The 15250-nt window shown below is 63.2% G+C and carries 13 protein-coding genes; 5 read left to right on the forward strand and 8 right to left on the reverse strand.

Annotated features, from left to right (window positions below):
• Nucleotides 1–123: 123 nt before the first annotated feature.
• On the reverse strand, nucleotides 124–636 hold the full coding sequence (locus C7443_RS19745) for a hypothetical protein (protein WP_146213203.1): 513 nt from the start codon (nucleotides 634–636) through the stop codon (nucleotides 124–126).
• Between the two features lie 54 nt (nucleotides 637–690).
• Between C7443_RS19745 and C7443_RS00615 the strand changes: the two genes are divergently transcribed.
• On the forward strand, nucleotides 691–2154 hold the full coding sequence (locus C7443_RS00615) for an esterase-like activity of phytase family protein (RefSeq protein ID WP_110016641.1): 1464 nt from the start codon (nucleotides 691–693) through the stop codon (nucleotides 2152–2154).
• A gap of 18 nt (nucleotides 2155–2172) precedes the next feature.
• Here the strand turns inward: C7443_RS00615 and C7443_RS00620 are convergent, their stop codons facing one another.
• The 7 genes from C7443_RS00620 to otsB form a co-directional block, all read right to left on the reverse strand.
• Nucleotides 2173–2901, reverse strand: coding sequence for a pseudouridine synthase (locus C7443_RS00620; RefSeq protein ID WP_110016642.1), 729 nt, complete (start codon nucleotides 2899–2901; stop codon nucleotides 2173–2175).
• 33 nt (nucleotides 2902–2934) lie between these two features.
• Entirely contained in the window at nucleotides 2935–4032 is a 1098-nt protein-coding gene (locus tag C7443_RS00625; protein ID WP_170123428.1) for an acyltransferase family protein, read from the reverse strand.
• A gap of 187 nt (nucleotides 4033–4219) precedes the next feature.
• Nucleotides 4220–5062, reverse strand: a complete 843-nt coding sequence (locus C7443_RS00630; protein ID WP_246004484.1) for an alpha/beta fold hydrolase — start codon at nucleotides 5060–5062, stop codon at nucleotides 4220–4222.
• 78 nt (nucleotides 5063–5140) lie between these two features.
• Entirely contained in the window at nucleotides 5141–7045 is a 1905-nt protein-coding gene (uup, locus tag C7443_RS00635; protein ID WP_110016644.1) for an ATP-binding cassette ATPase Uup, read from the reverse strand.
• A 65-nt stretch (nucleotides 7046–7110) separates the two neighbouring features.
• Nucleotides 7111–8517, reverse strand: a complete 1407-nt coding sequence (locus tag C7443_RS00640; protein WP_110016645.1) for an alpha,alpha-trehalose-phosphate synthase (UDP-forming) — start codon at nucleotides 8515–8517, stop codon at nucleotides 7111–7113.
• Complete coding sequence (locus C7443_RS00645) at nucleotides 8514–10307, reverse strand: glycoside hydrolase family 15 protein (protein ID WP_110016646.1); 1794 nt, start codon at nucleotides 10305–10307, stop codon at nucleotides 8514–8516. The genes C7443_RS00640 and C7443_RS00645 overlap by 4 nt, the downstream gene beginning before the upstream one ends.
• Nucleotides 10308–10321: 14 nt before the next feature.
• On the reverse strand, nucleotides 10322–11065 hold the full coding sequence (otsB, locus tag C7443_RS00650; RefSeq protein WP_110016647.1) for a trehalose-phosphatase: 744 nt from the start codon (nucleotides 11063–11065) through the stop codon (nucleotides 10322–10324).
• A gap of 132 nt (nucleotides 11066–11197) precedes the next feature.
• On the opposite strand from otsB, the gene hisN reads away from it, so the two are divergent.
• From hisN to C7443_RS00670, 4 genes are all read left to right on the forward strand, one after another.
• Nucleotides 11198–12040, forward strand: a complete 843-nt coding sequence (hisN, locus tag C7443_RS00655; RefSeq protein ID WP_110016648.1) for a histidinol-phosphatase — start codon at nucleotides 11198–11200, stop codon at nucleotides 12038–12040.
• A gap of 4 nt (nucleotides 12041–12044) precedes the next feature.
• Complete coding sequence (locus C7443_RS00660) at nucleotides 12045–12932, forward strand: ABC transporter ATP-binding protein (RefSeq protein ID WP_211346126.1); 888 nt, start codon at nucleotides 12045–12047, stop codon at nucleotides 12930–12932.
• Nucleotides 12933–12966: 34 nt separating this feature from the next.
• Nucleotides 12967–14040, forward strand: a complete 1074-nt coding sequence (locus C7443_RS00665; RefSeq protein ID WP_170123429.1) for an ABC transporter substrate-binding protein — start codon at nucleotides 12967–12969, stop codon at nucleotides 14038–14040.
• Between the two features lie 260 nt (nucleotides 14041–14300).
• Nucleotides 14301–15242: a haloacid dehalogenase-like hydrolase gene (locus C7443_RS00670; RefSeq protein ID WP_211346128.1), complete on the forward strand. Its 942-nt coding sequence runs from the start codon at nucleotides 14301–14303 to the stop codon at nucleotides 15240–15242.
• Nucleotides 15243–15250: the final 8 nt, after the last annotated feature.

Below are 15250 nucleotides of genomic sequence, written 5' to 3' on the forward strand. Positions count from 1 at the left end.
AAAACTCATCGCTGGCTAGGCTTCAGACACTAAAAAGGCTCCTGGCGGCCGACCAGGAGCCCCCTTTCGATGCACACCGAGGCGGCGGCAATCCAACCCCGCCTCACACCATAAGAAACGGTATCAGTGGTGGCTGGCAGGCGTGTGCTGCGGAGGAGTCACAGTACCGTCGCCGCCGTCGTTGTCATCGCCACCGGCGGCAATCGCCAAACCAACCGCCAGCGCGCCGGCAACCGCCAGCGGCACGACGGGAACCGCTGCGGGCGGCGGTGTCGGCGTACCGGGTGCCTGCGAAACCGGCTGTTCCGGCGGCATATCCGGTTTTCCCTGCGGATACCACGGCTCGGCATTCACCGGCAGCACCAGCGTCATCCCGAGCGCGCACGCCACGAGAATCGAATTCTGCTTGCACCAAGACATGGCGCGGACCTCCCGAAGAGTGATTGACGAGCGGTTTTTATCATACCCGGCACCAAGCATTGAAGCGCCGAATACAGGAACAATATCAACGCACATGCCACATTCCGAACTGAATCTGAACATGGCGCGAAGACGCGCACTGTTATTCCTCTCGGCGCAATAAATCGGTAACGCCGTGCATGAAGAATGTTTCATCTGCCCGCCGAACACCAGCAATACCTCTCCACCCCCTGTTCCGCGGCATTCCGACAGCCTATCGAGACCCGACCCATGCGCCAGTCCCTGATTCCTCTCGCCCTGCTGCTTGCCGGCGTTGCCAGCACCGCCGCCCACGCCTCGCCGGTGCTGCTTGCCGTCGGCACGCTGGATGCCAGCGGCGGCGATCTGTCCACGGCCACGGCCGCTGCGCTGGAAAACGGCGTCGCCGGCAATCTGCTCGGCGGTATCGGCTCCGGGCTGGCCTGGGCCGGCGGCAACACCTTCCTCGCGCTGCCGGATCGCGGCCCCAACGCGACCAGCTACAACGCGCTGATCGACGACACAAGCTCCTACATCCCGCGTTTCCAGACCGTGACGCTGACGCTGACTGCCAATCCGGTCGGCTCGACGCTGCCCTACTCGCTGACACCGACGCTGAGCGCCACAACGCTGCTGTCGAGCAGCACACCGCTGGTCTACGGCTCGGGCGCGGGGCTCGGTGTCGGCAGCGGCGCACCGGCACTCAACGCCGTCGACAATACCTATTACTTCAGCGGCCGTTCGGACAATTTCGATGCCAGCGCCAGCTCGACCAATCCGGACAATGCGCGCCTCGACCCAGAGAGCATCCGCGTCTCCAACGACGGCAAGAGCGTGTTCATCAGCGACGAATACGGCCCCTACGTCTATCAGTTCGACCGCGCCAGCGGCGAGCGCATCCGCACCTACACGCTGCCCGACCGTTTCGCCGCGACCACGCTGAGCGCGCAGGGCGATGTCGAGATCAGCGCCAACAGCAGTGGTCGTGTCGCCAACAAGGGCATGGAGGGTCTGGCGCTGACGCCGGACGGCAAAACGCTGGTCGGCATCATGCAGAGCCCGCTGCTGCAGGACGGCGGCACCGCCGCCGACACCGTGCGCATCGTCACCATCGACGTCGAGACCGGTGCGACCAAGGAATACGCCTACAAGCTGACCAACATCGGCACCGCCGCCGCACCGAAATATCCGACAGTCAGTGAAATCGTCGCCATCAACGACCACGAGTTCATCATCGACGAGCGCGACGGCAAGGGCCTCGGCGACGACAGCAAGGCGAAGTACAAGATGCTGTATCGCATCGACCTCGACGGGGCGACCGAAGTCTCGGCGATCACCGATCAGGCGGCACTGGCGGCCGCCGCGGTCGGCAAGACCGAATTCCTCGACGTCAAGACCGCGCTGGCCGACTACTTCGGCAGCGACAAGCTGGTGCCGGCGAAGATCGAGGGCCTGGCCTTCGGTGCCGACATGCTGATCGACGGCGTGCTGATGCACACGCTTTACGTCGCCAACGACAACGACTTCCTCAGCGAGGTCGACGATCCGCTCGGCAGCGGCGGCACGATCGCCAACCCGAACCAGTTCTTCGTCTTCGGCATCGCCGCCACCGCCGATGACGGCTTCGTCAGCCAGGCGTTCATCCCCGAGCCGGGCAGCGTCGCATTGTTCGGTCTCGGCCTGGCCGGCCTGGCCGCGCGTCGCCGCCGGCGCTGAAGCACAGCCATCGCGGCCTCAGCGCAGCGTTTCCGCCCACTGCGCCTCGGCCCAGCCCAACCGGGCGAAGGTCGCCTGCAGATCGGCCCCCGGCGGGCAGCGCAGATCGAGCGTTTCTCCAGTCGCGAACGGCTGCGGCAGGCGCAGCCGTGCAGCGTGCAGCAGCAGACGGTGGCTGGCGCAGTGCTCGCGGAACGCCCGGTTGTGACGGCCGTCGCCGTGTGTCGTATCACCGATCAGGTGATGCGAGATGTGGTGAAAATGCTTGCGGATCTGGTGCAACCGCCCGCTCAGCGGGCGCACTTCGAGCAGGGCATAGCGCGCGCTGGCGTAGCGGCCGACGGCGATCGGCAGCTCGGCACAGGCCAGTCGGCGCCATGTGGTCACGGCCGGCTGTGCGGCGCGGCCGGGCTCCTCGACCAGCGGATAGTCGATCGTGCCTGCCGCCGCCGGCCAGCCGCGCACCACGGCGAGATAGCGTTTATCGACGGCCTGCACCTCCCAGGCGGCGCAGGCCGCCCGCGCCGCTTCGGCATCCAGGCCGAACAGCACCACCCCCGAGGTCGGCCGGTCGAGACGGTGGACGATGTACACGCGCCGGCGGATCTGGTCACGCAGGCGCTGCAGCAGGAAATCATCGACGCGTTCGGCGATATCACTGCGATGCATCAGCAGGTCGGCCGGTTTGGCAACGGCGATGAAGCGCTCGTCGCGATAGAGCACGTCCAGATGTCGATCACGAGACATAACGACAACAACTCAAGAAAAATTTTTAACGGTTCAGACCTTGCTCCCCACTTTACGCCGCACGTCCAATGAGAAAGGACGCTCAACGAAAGCGAACAGCACGCTGGACATGACAAACGTCAAAATAAAAGCAACGACAATCGCGCTCCAGAACCAGCCAAATGCATGCCCCGACGGCGGCACCAGCTTGGCAAACAACAGAAAAAACCCATTCAAGACCATGCCGTGCAACAGATAATACGAGTAACTGATATTACCAAGCCATCGCACTGGCTTATAACGCAGGGTTTTAGAAAACCAACCATCAGAAGAAAAGCAGCCAACACACAGCGATATGAATGAAACAGCAAGAACAGCAAATTTCAACTGCCCATTGAATGCATAAACATTATGCATCACTGTAATGACCAAAGCGCCCGCCGCCCCCGCCACACCGAATACGCCACCCATCCTCAATTTTTTACCAGAAGACATGATTTCATAAGTCAAGATGCCAGCAATAAACATGGCAAAGCGGACATGTCCGCCAAAAACATCAGGCCAGATCAATACGCAGCTCGCCAGCAGAACAAAAAATATCTGCCTGTTTACAGACGACCACATACGTAAACCAAACACTTCTATGATGATCGGAACCGACAAATAAAAAAACATTTCATAGCTCAACGACCATGCGACGGTAATGATAGGTTCAATATCAAAAATGCCCGGAAACAGCAGAAAATTCTCCGACAAATAGCGCACAGCCGACCATAGCTGCACTGGAATCCTGTTATATTCCGGAAAAACATAAGATAAACCCAAATAAACAAAAAAAACCAAACTGAAAACTGGATAAATTCTTTCCACCCGCCGCCTCAAATAATCAATATATCCCTGCCTGCGCTTTATCAAAGACCCATAGATCAAGTATCCACTTAGAACAAAAAACAGATCCACACCTATATTACCCAGTGATCTGACGACTGAGGTTACTGCAAAAAAGCTTTTGCCATCAATAATCCATGGTTCAACCAACGTAGTGAAATGCACCAGAAAAACAAGAAACACCGCCAGGCCTCGCAACCCCTCGATTACATACATCGTTGCATGCCCGGAATGATTTATCTCATAAAGACTGTTCAGCCTCACCAATATGCTCATTTATATAACAGCCATCGCATACAGAAACTCCACTTCAAGCGCTTTAATGACGCACCACCTATTGCAACCATGCGATGACGTCACGCCTTTCACTGCAAAAAATAATGAATCGTCATGTAGTCCATGAACCAGGCGACATAGCATCAGCTGTAGTCACAGACGACGCGGCAGTGCTTCAGCAGCCAGCCAGCAGCGCGCGCAGATCAGCAACGAAGCGGTCGCGCTGCCAGAAATGCGGGTTGTGGTCAGTCCCGGCGTAGATTTCGAGCCGCGAGCCGTGGATCGCGGCAGCCACGTGGCGGGCTGTCGCCTGCGAGTAGAAATTGCTCTGCGCGCCGTAGACCAGCAGCGTCGGCCGGTCGATCAGGGCCAGAGCCGGACGGAAGTCGGTCGCCGTCAGTGACGCCCAGCAGGCGGTCAGCGCCGGCTGGTCGAGGGCGGCCAAATGCTCGCGCACACGCTGGAATTTTTCCGGCTCATGGGCATAGCGCTCGCGCATGCGCGGGTTGTGGCCGGCGGCGGCCAGTTCGAGCACGGATTCGGCGAAATCCTCGCGCTGGCGGGCGATGAACCAGCGATTGCGCAGCGCATCGAAGTCGCCGTAGATGCCGAACGACCAGTCCTCGTCGGTCAGCAGCTTCGGCGACTGGTCGATCAGGCACAGCCCGCCGATCACCGCCGTGCCGTGGCGCTTGATGTACTCCCAGATCGTCAGCACGCCCATCGAATGCCCGACCAGCAGCGGCCGCTGCAGGCCGAAATGCGCAATCAGCTCATCGAGGTCGTCGGCCATGCGCTGCACACTCGCCGCCTGCCCCTGCAGCGGGTGACCGGCATGCGCGCGGGCATCCCAGGCGAAGCTCTCGACCTCATCGGCGAGCGCCGTCGTGGTGTGCGTCCAATCGGCGTGGGTCGAAGTCCAGCCGTGCAGGAACACGACAGGCCGGCCGCGACCGCGGCGCTTCAGGTACAGCGTCTGACCATCGGAAGCGGTAAAGGAAACCAGCGGCTGCGTCATCGATGAAGTCTCTTGTGCATGGCGCGGTGAAGCTCTGCGCCCCCGAGCAGCGGCGGGCGCAGCGGTTGCGGCACGGGCTCAGCGCCCGTCCTTCATCGCTTCGAGTTCGTCCCAGCGCAGGTAGGCGGTTTCGAGCTCCTCGCCGAGCGCTGTCAGCCGCGCCAGCACGGCGGCCTGTGCCTCCTGCGGCTGCTGGTAGAAATTCGCCTCGCCGGTACGCGCGCTCAGCTCGGCCTGCTCGGTTTCGAGCGCTTCGATGCGTGCTGGCAGGCCGTCGAGTTCGCGCTGGTCCTTGTAGCTCAACTTGGCGGTCTTCTTCGCCGGCTCGGCTTTCGGCGCCGGCCTGGCCGCCTCGGGCGCACGCTCCACCGGCTTCGGCCTGGCGGGCTCGCGGCGCTGGCGCAGCCAGTCGCTGTAACCGCCGACGTATTCGCCGATGCGGGCATCGCCTTCGAAGACGAAGCAGCCGGTGACGACGTTGTCGAGGAAGGCACGATCGTGCGAGACCAGCAGCAGCGTGCCGGCATAGCCCATCAGCAGTTCTTCGAGCAGTTCCAGGGTTTCGATGTCGAGGTCGTTGGTCGGCTCGTCCATCACCAGCAGGTTGGCCGGCTGGCTGAACAGCCGCGCCAGCAGCAGGCGGTTGCGCTCGCCGCCGGACAGCGACTTCACCGGTGTGCGCGTGCGCTCCGGCGCGAACAGGAAGTCCTGCAGGTAACTGATGACGTGGCGGCGCTCGCCGTTGATCTCGATGAACTCGCGGCCTTCGGCGAGGTTGTCGATGACGGTTTTTTCCGGATCGAGCTGCGCACGCAGCTGGTCGAAGTAGGCGATCTCCAGTTTGGTGCCGAGGCGCACCGTGCCGCTGTCGGGCGCCAGGCGGCCGAGCAGCAGGCGCAGCAGCGTGGTCTTGCCGGCACCGTTCGGCCCGATCAGGCCGATGCGGTCGCCGCGCATGATGCGGGTGGAGAAATCGCGCACCACCGGCTGGCCGTCCCAGGCGTAGCTGAGCTGCGTTGCCTCGATCACCAGCTTGCCCGAGCTGGCGGCTTCTTCGAGGTTGAAGTTGGCCTTGCCCTGCAGCTCGCGGCGCTGCGCGCGCTCCTCGCGCAGCGCCTTCAGCGCACGCACGCGGCCCTCGTTGCGGGTGCGCCGCGCCTTGATGCCCTGGCGGATCCAGGCTTCCTCCTGCGCGAGCTTCTTGTCGAACAGCGCGTTGTGGCGCGCCTCCTCCTCCAGCGCGGCGGCTTTCTTGTCGAGGAAGTTGCGGTAGTCACCGGGCCAGGAGGTGAGCTGGCCGCGGTCGAGTTCGAGGATGCGCGTGGCGAGGCGTTCGAGCAGCGCGCGGTCGTGGGTGACGAACAGCACGCCGCCGCGAAATTCCAGCAGCTGTTCTTCCAGCCACTGGATGGCTTCGACGTCGAGGTGGTTGGTCGGCTCGTCGAGCAGCAGCAGATCGGGTTCGCAGACCAGCGCACGGCCGAGCAGCACGCGCCGACGCCAGCCGCCGGAGAGCTCGCCGAGCGTGGCGTCGGCCGGCAGCTGCAGCCGCGAGAGAATCTGCTCGACGCGCAGCGTCAGGCTCCAGCCGTCGCGCGCTTCGAGCTCGTGCTGCAGGCGCTCCATGCGCTTGAGCAGGGCCTCGGAATGATCGCTGGCGATGGCGTGGGTCAGCGCGTGGTACTCGGCGAGCAGGCGGCCGACCTCGGGCAAACCATCGGCGACCATCTCGAACACCGTCGCCGTGCCGACCTCGGGCATTTCCTGTTCGAGGCGGGCGATCTTCAGGCCCGGCTGGCGCCAGACCTCGCCGCTGTCGGCGTGCACGGCGTCGTCGACGATCTTCAGCAATGTCGACTTGCCGGCGCCGTTGCGCCCGATCAGGCAGACGCGCTCGCCGGCGTCGATCTGGAAGCTCGCATGGTCGAGCAGCGCGTGCAGACCGAAGGCGACGGAAACGTTATCGAAACTGAGCAGGGGCATGACGGGAACACTGGCAAGCGACGGAAAGTAAGTGATTCTACCAAGCCCGCCCGGCCCCCGGCCGCTCAGCAGCCGATCTCCGCTTCCTGCAGCGGTGATTCCTGACTCGCTTCGAGGATTTCCACGAAGCTTTCGCGCCAGCGCCGGGTGTCGTAGTCGCGCAGCGCCGCCATCAGCGTGTTCCAGCGCTCGCGGCGTTCATGCACGCGCATCTGCAGACCGGTATGGATCGCCTCGGCGACGGCATCGGCGTCGTAGGGATTGACGATCAGCGCCGCGTCGAGCTGCTCGGCGGCGCCGGCGAAGCGCGACAGCACCAGCACGCCGGGATTGTCCGGGTCCTGCGCGGCGATGTACTCCTTGGCGACCAGGTTCATGCCGTCGCGCAGCGGCGTCACCAGGCCGATGCGCGCACAGCGGTAGAAGCCGGCCAGCGCCACCCGCGACAGCGCGCGGTTGAGGTAGCGGATCGGCGCCCAGTCGAAGTCGGCGAAACGGCCGTTGATGTGGCCGGCCAGCGTCTCCAGCGTGTTGCGGATGTCGTTGTACTCGGGGACGTCCTCACGGCTGCTCGGCGCGATCTGCAGGAAGCTGACGCCGCCGAGGTGCTCCGGGTGGCGTTCGAGCAGGCGCTCGAAAGCGGCGAAGCGCTGCGGCAGGCCCTTGGAATAATCCAGGCGGTCGACGCCGACGATCAGCTCGCGGCCGACCAGGCTGCTGCGCAGCCGGCGCTCGTAGTCGCGCGCGGTGATGGTGCCGGCGAGGTGGGCGAAGTCCTCGACGTCGATGCCGACCGGGAACACCTCGACGCGCACGCTGCGGCCGAAGGCATACAGCCATTCATCGTCGCAGCAGTAACCGCCGATCTCGTGGACCACGTACTCGCGCAGCGCTCGGCGGTCGGCCTCGGTCTGCACGCCGATCAGGTCGTAGGCGAACAGCGACTGCACCAGGTCGGCATGTCCGGGCAGCGTGGTCAGCACCGACGGCGACGGAAACGGAATGTGCAGGAAAAACCCCATGCGCTGCGAACAGCCGAGCCCGCGCAGGTAACGGCCGAGCGGGATCAGCTGGTAGTCGTGCACCCAGATCAGGTCATCGGTATTGAGCAACGGTGCCAGCCGTTCGCCGAACAGACGATTGATTGCCAGGTAGCCGGCCTCGAAGTTGCGGTCGTAGACCACCAGGTCGGTGCGAAAGTGAAACAGCGGCCACAGCGAACGGTTGGCGTAGCCGTTGTAGTAGGCCTCGAACAGATCGCGCGGCAGGTCGAGCACCGCATAGCGCACCTTGCCGCGGCGCTGTTCGTGCAGGCTGGGCTCGCCCTCATCGAGCACCGTGCCGCTCCAGCCGAACCACAAGCCCTGATGCTGCTGCAGGGCTTCTTCGAGGGCCACCGCGAGGCCGCCGGCGGCCTGGCCATCGTTACGCGGCAGCGTGACGCGGTTCGATACCATCACCAGGCGGCTCACAGCACGTCCTCCCAGCGCCGGCTCAGGCGCATCGCACAGTAGATCATGCCGACCAGCGAGTAGGTCTGCGGGTAGTTGCCCCACAGCTCGCCGGTAACCGGGTCGAGATCCTCAGACAGCAGACCGATGTGATTGCAGCGCGCCAGCACCTCCTCGAAGATCACCCGCGCCTCGTCACGGCGACCGATCGCCGCCAGCGCCTGGATGTACCAGAAGGTGCAGATGTTGAACGCCGTCTCCGGCGTGCCGAAGTCATCGGCGGCGGCGTAGCGGAACATGTGCCGGCCGCGCAGCAGCTCGCGGCCGATCGCCTCGACGGTGCCGACGAAGCGCGGGTCGTGCGGCGGCAGGAAGTTGACCTCCGCCATCAGCAGCAGGCTGGCGTCGAGGTTCTCGCCATCGAAGGCATCGACGAAGCTGTTGCGCTCGGCGTTCCAGGCACGTTCACAGATGCGCGCATGGATCAGCTGCGCACGCTCCGCCCAGTAGCCGGCGCGCGCGCTCAGGCCGAGGTGCGCGGCGATCTTGGCCAGCCGATCGCAGGCCGCCCAGCACATCAGGCTCGACGAGGTGTGGATCTTCGCCATCGTGCGCAGCTCCCACATGCCGGCGTCGGGCTGGTCGTGCAGGCGGAAGGCCTGCTCGCCGACGGCTTCGAGCTGGTAGAAGTCCGCCTCGCCGGCCGGGCGCAGCAGGCGCTCATCGAAGAAGGCCTGCGTGGTCGCCAGGATCACATCGCCGTAGACGTCGTGCTGGTGGTGCTCATGGGCCTGATTGCCGACACGCACCGGGCCCATGCCGCGGTAGCCGGCCAGCGCTTCCTCCTGACGCTCGATCAGATGCTCTTCCAGACCGATGCCGAACACCGGCTGCAGATGCCCGTCCCGGCTGTTGGCGACGATGTTGCGCAGATAGCGCAGGTAGTTCTCCATGATGCCGACCGTGCCCAGACGGTTGAGCGCGTGGACGACGAAGAAGGCATCGCGCAGCCAGCAGTAGCGGTAGTCCCAGTTGCGGCCGGTGTTCGGCGCCTCCGGAATCGAGGTGGTCATCGCCGCGATGATCGCGCCGGTTTCCTCGTAGCTGCACAGCTTGAGCGTGATCGCCGCGCGCACCACCTGCTTCTGGTAATCCAGCGGCACCGCCAGCGTGCGCACCCATTCGCGCCAGTATTCGACGGTCTTGTCGAAAAAGCGCTCACCGAGTTCGAGCGGGCTTTCCGGGACCGACTCATCGGGGCCGAGCAGCAGCGTCAGCGGCCCTTCGAGCAGGAACGGCGTCTCGCCGATGACGTAGGACACCGGCGCATTGGTGGTCAGCCGCAGCGTGTCCTGCGGGCCGACGTAGCGGGCGTGATTGCTGCCGCGGGTGACCACCGGCTCGCTGGCGCCGTAGCCGAACACCGGGCGCAGCCGCAGCGTGATGCGCGGCCGCCCGGCCAGCGGACGGATGCGGCGCACGATCATCAGCGGCCGGTACTGGCGGCCGTGGAGCATGAAGCGGGGGGCGAAGTCGGTGATTTCGAGCGCGCTGCCGTCAGCCGAGGCCAGGCGCGTGACCAGCACAGCGGTGTTGTCGAGATAGCGCTGTTCGCAGCGGCTGAGGCCGTCGAGCACGATCTCGAAACGGCCGCCGCGCCGGGGCGACGCGGCGGCGCCGTCGTTGAGCAGATCGGCGAACACCGGGTCGCCGTCGAAGCGGGGCAGGCAGCACCAGACGATGCGGCCTTGAGGATCAATGAGCGCGCTGTATGCGCAGTTACCGATGACACCTAGGTTCAGATCGGACATGCAACCTCCGGGGCTCAGTCCTGCGGGGGGGCGGTCGCCAGCAGATGCAGCCAGTCGAGCACGGCGGCCACATCCGGCAGCTGGTAACGCGCGGCGGTCGCCGGGCTCATGCCACCGACGCGGATGCCGAAGCCGCCGAGCGCCTGTGCCATGCGAAAACCGAATTCGTCGGTGATGTCGTCACCGATGAACACCGGCTGGCGACCGTGAAACGGCGGGTGCTGCAGGAAAGCGGCGACCATGTGGCCTTTGTCGTGGCCGCTCGGACGCAGCTCGCAGACGCATTTGCCGTCGAGGCGGGTGAGCTGCCCCGCCGAGTCGGCGACCAGCCGGTCGATCAGATGACGGCAGGCGGCTTCGCGTTGCGGCGCCGCGCGGTAATGCAGCGCGATCGACAGCTGCTTGTCTTCGAGATGCACGTCCGGGTGATGGTCGATGAATTCGGCCAGTTCACCGCGCACCGCCGCCAGCGGCGCTGCGGCCTGCTCGTCACGGAACTGGCGGCCATCGGCCCAGCGCATCTCCAGACCGTGCAGGCCGGCGGCCGGCAGCTGCAGTGGCGCGAGGAAGGCATCGATCTGGGCCAGCGGCCGGCCGCTGACGATCGCCAGTGCACCACCGAGCGAGTGGCTGGCCTGGGCGAGCAGACCGGGCAGGCGGGAAGCCGGCTGAACGGCTTCGGGACGTGCCGCGATATCGACCAGCGTGCCGTCGAAATCGAGGAAAACCGCCATCGACGCAGAGTCGGGTTGGGGCATGATTGCGGGGTCCTCGCTTTGTAACAGGGACTTGACTTTCACCATAACATTCATTCGGAACTTCTGCGCAACCGCAATTTCGGCAGGCGCGCTAAGCTGGATGGCCTCCGATCCCGTCGAGAAACCCCGCGCATGCCAGCCCCGCTCCTGCCTCTCACCCCGGCCGTCGCCGTCGATGACGACGCCCTGCGCGCCGCCCTCGCCTGCGCCGAACGCTGCGCCGACGACGCCGGCGCGGTGATCCGCCCGCACTTCCGTGCCCGCCTCGTCGTCGACGACAAAGCCGGTGACGACGAGCTCTACGATCCGGTCACCATCGCCGACCGCGACGCCGAAACCGTCATCCGCAACCGCCTCGAACTGGAGCGGCCGCTCGACGGCCTCTATGGCGAGGAGCACGGTTTTCGCCCCGGCCGCTCCGGCCTGACCTGGGTGATCGACCCGATCGACGGCACCCGCGCCTTCATCAGCGGCATGCCGCTGTGGGGCACGCTGATCGCGCTCTACGACGGCGAACGGCCGATCGCCGGCGTCATGGACCAGCCGTTCACCGGCGAACGCTTCATCGGCTCACGCCTTGGCGCCACGCTGACCCACGGCGGCCGCACGACGCCGCTCGCCACCCGCCCCTGCGCGCAGCTGGAAGACGCCGTGCTGTATTCGACGCACCCGAAGCTGTTCACCGGCGCCTTCGAGCAGGCGGCCTTCGCCGACCTCTGCGCCCGCGTGCGCATGACGCGCTTTTCCGGCGACTGCTACGCCTACTGCATGCTCGCCGCCGGCCAGATCGACCTGATCGTCGAATCCGGCCTCAAACCCTACGACGTGCAGGCGCTGATCCCGATCATCGAGGCCGCCGGTGGCCGCATGAGCGGCTGGAAGGGCGAAAGCGGCGCCCACGGCGGGCGCATCGTCGCCGCCGGCGATCCGCTCCTGCACGCCGCAGCGCTCGAAGTGCTCGCCGAGGTGCCGTAACGCCATGCCGCCCCTGATCGAAGTCCGCGCGCTGGTCAAGCAGTACCCCGGCCTGCGCGCCGTCGACGGCGTCAGCTTCGCCATCGCGCCCGGCGTCTGCTTCGGCCTGCTCGGCCCCAACGGCGCCGGCAAGACCACCACCATCGAGATGATGGAAGGCATCAGCGAGCCGAGCGGCGGCGCCATCCTCTACAAGGGCGAACCGCTCGGCGCACGCTTTCGCGAAGAAGCCGGCATCATGTTCCAGAGCACCGCGCTGCAGGACTTCCTGACGGTGCGCGAATGCCTGCGCTTTTTCTCGCGGCTCTACCCGCGCCGCGCATCGCTCGACGAGCTGATCCAGGCCTGCGCGCTGGAAGAATTCCTCGACCGCGACCACCGCAAGCTCTCCGGCGGCCAGCGCCAGCGCCTGCTGCTCGCCGTCGCGCTGGTCAACGACCCCGACATCGTCTTCCTCGACGAGCCGACCACCGGCCTCGATCCGCAGGCGCGGCGCAAATTCTGGATGCTGGTCAACGCCATCAAGCAGCGCGGCAAGACCGTGGTGCTGACCACGCACTACATGGACGAGGCCTACCAGCTCTGCGACACCATCGCCATCATGGACCGCGGCCGCATCATCGCCGAGGGCAGCCCCGACGCCCTGCTCGCCCAGCATTTCGACGACCGCATCCTGCAGCTGCCGCTGGCCGACATCGACGGCCACGCCCTGCCGCCCGGCATGCAGGCCACCCGCCGTCGCGACCTCGCCGAGATTCCGACGCGCGACATCAACGCCGCCCTCGGCGCGCTGATCGCCGAAGGCATTCCGCTCGATCGCCTCGGCATCCGTGCCCGCACCCTCGATGACCTGTTCCTCGAACTGACCGGCAAGGAACTGCGCGAAGCCTGAGCCCCGCAACCCGTCACCACCAAGGATGGTCCCGATGCCCACCCCCTCCTCCCTGCGCCGCCTGCTCGCGCTGCTGCCCCTGCTCGCCAGCCTCGGCGCCCAGGCCGAAACCGCCGTCACCGACCAGCGCGGCGTCACCGTGCCGCTCGCCCTGCCGGCGCAGCGCGTGGTGTTCATCCCGCCGGTGATGTGGACTTACCTGACCGTCGACCAGGGCAGCCAGCACCTGGTCGGCACCAGTGCCTTCGCCCGCCGCGTCATCCAGCAGGGCCTGCTCGGCGAGCGCTACCCGGCCGCCGCCGAACTGCCGGACGTCACTAGCAACGGCTTTTTCGCGCCCAACGTCGAGGCGATCCTCGCGCTGCATCCCGACGTCATCTTCCAGACCAGCCAGATCGGCGCCGACGCTTACGCACCGCTGGAACAGCTCGGCCTGCCGGTGCTGGCCATCACCGGCGCCCACGGCGAGGCCGACTTCATCCGCTGGACGCGGCTCGCCGGCACCGTCGCCGGGCGCGATACGGCGGCACAGGCGCTGGTCGACCGCTTCGAACGCGAACGCGCCCGCCAGGAGGCGCGCTGGGCGGCGCTGCCCGACGCCGCCCGCCCGCGCGTGCTGCAACTGATGAGCATCGAACCGCTGCGCGCCCTCGCCGGCGGCAGCGCCATCGATCAGGCCATCCGCCACGCCGGCGGCCGCAACGTCGCTGCCGGCCTCAGCCGCTTCGGCACCATCGCCTTCGAGCAGGTGCTGGCCTGGGACCCGGACGTGATCCTGCTCAGCGGCTGGCCCGAGGAAAAAACCGTCCCCGCCGACCTGTTCGCCTCGGCCCAGTGGTCGGTACTGCGCGCCGTGCGCGAAAAGCGCGTCTACAAAGTCCCGCTCGGCGGCCAGCGCTTCGACGGCATCGTCGAAGCCCCGCTGTACTGGCAATGGCTCGCCGAACTCCTCCACCCCGAACGCAGCGAACCCCGCTTCCGCGACCTGTTCCGCAGCATCTACCGCGACACCTATCAGCTCGAACTGAGCGACGAGCGCATCGACACGGCGATCTACGCGCAGGCAAACCGGGAGTCGGCGGGATTCGGGAGATTGGTGGAACGGTGAATAACAACTCACGCATAAAGAGAGGCTGTTGGTCGTTTGAAGAGCAAAAAGCGTTTATAAAAACACATGTATGTTTGTGATAGGCATCACATTAAAATCATAAATTTTAATTTATATTTTAAAACATCAAAATGTTTTCCATAGGAACAGCAACTATAGAGTTTAATAAAACCATTTATTGCTCTTTAAATAATAATAAATAAAGATAATTTTTTAAAAACCTAATCAGAGCACAACAATTCACACCGTTAGGAGATTTTATGCCCGAGCAACAAAACAAAATCGCACTAATATGGGATTTCGACAAAACATTAATCCCTGAATATATGCAAGCGCCTTTATTTGATAAATACGGCATTGATCAAAAAGTATTTTGGGACGAAGTCAACTCAATTCCAGTGAAACTTGAAAAATCCGGATACAGAGTAAACAAAGAAATTTATTACCTTAATCATATATTAACTTACATAAAACAAGATCGCCTTAACGGACTCGACAATAAAACACTAAAAGAGTTAGGCAAAAAAATAGATTTTTTCCCAGGCGTGCTCGATTTTTTTCCTAAAATAAAAGAAATTATTGAAAAAAACGCAGAGTTTTCATCATTTGACATTGAAATAGAGCACTACATTATCAGTACTGGATTGGCCGAAATGATTAAGGGGTCAGACATAGCCCCTTTCGTTTGTGACATTTGGGGATGCGAGTATCTTGAAGAGCCTGATAGTGAAGGGAAAAAAACTTTATCTCAAATAATATATTCCATAGACAATACGACAAAAACAAAAGCCATTTTTGAAATAAACAAAGGGGTCAACAAACATCCAGAATACATTAACGTAAATTCATTGTTATCTGAAGAAGAGCGTAGAATACCTTTTTGCAACATGATATACATTGCAGATGGCCCTAGTGATATCCCTGTGTTTTCTGTAGTCAAACGCAATGGGGGACTCACTTATGCAGTATATAAACAGGGCGATGAAAAATCATTTGAACAGGCAGACAACCTAAGAGTCGATGGTCGCATCCACATGTATGGCCCAGCTAATTTCGAGGAAGATTCGCAAACAAGCAACTGGCTTATTCTTCAAGTCAAAAACATCGCCAAACGAATAGTTGAATCAAAAAAATCCATTTACACCAAAGCGGGCAGCCGCATTCCAGCGCACATCGTTGACGAAATATCAAACAACAACTAAGAGCACAA

Source organism: Plasticicumulans acidivorans, from assembly GCF_003182095.1.
In the GTDB taxonomy this organism is placed as follows: Bacteria; Pseudomonadota; Gammaproteobacteria; order Competibacterales; family Competibacteraceae; genus Plasticicumulans; species Plasticicumulans acidivorans.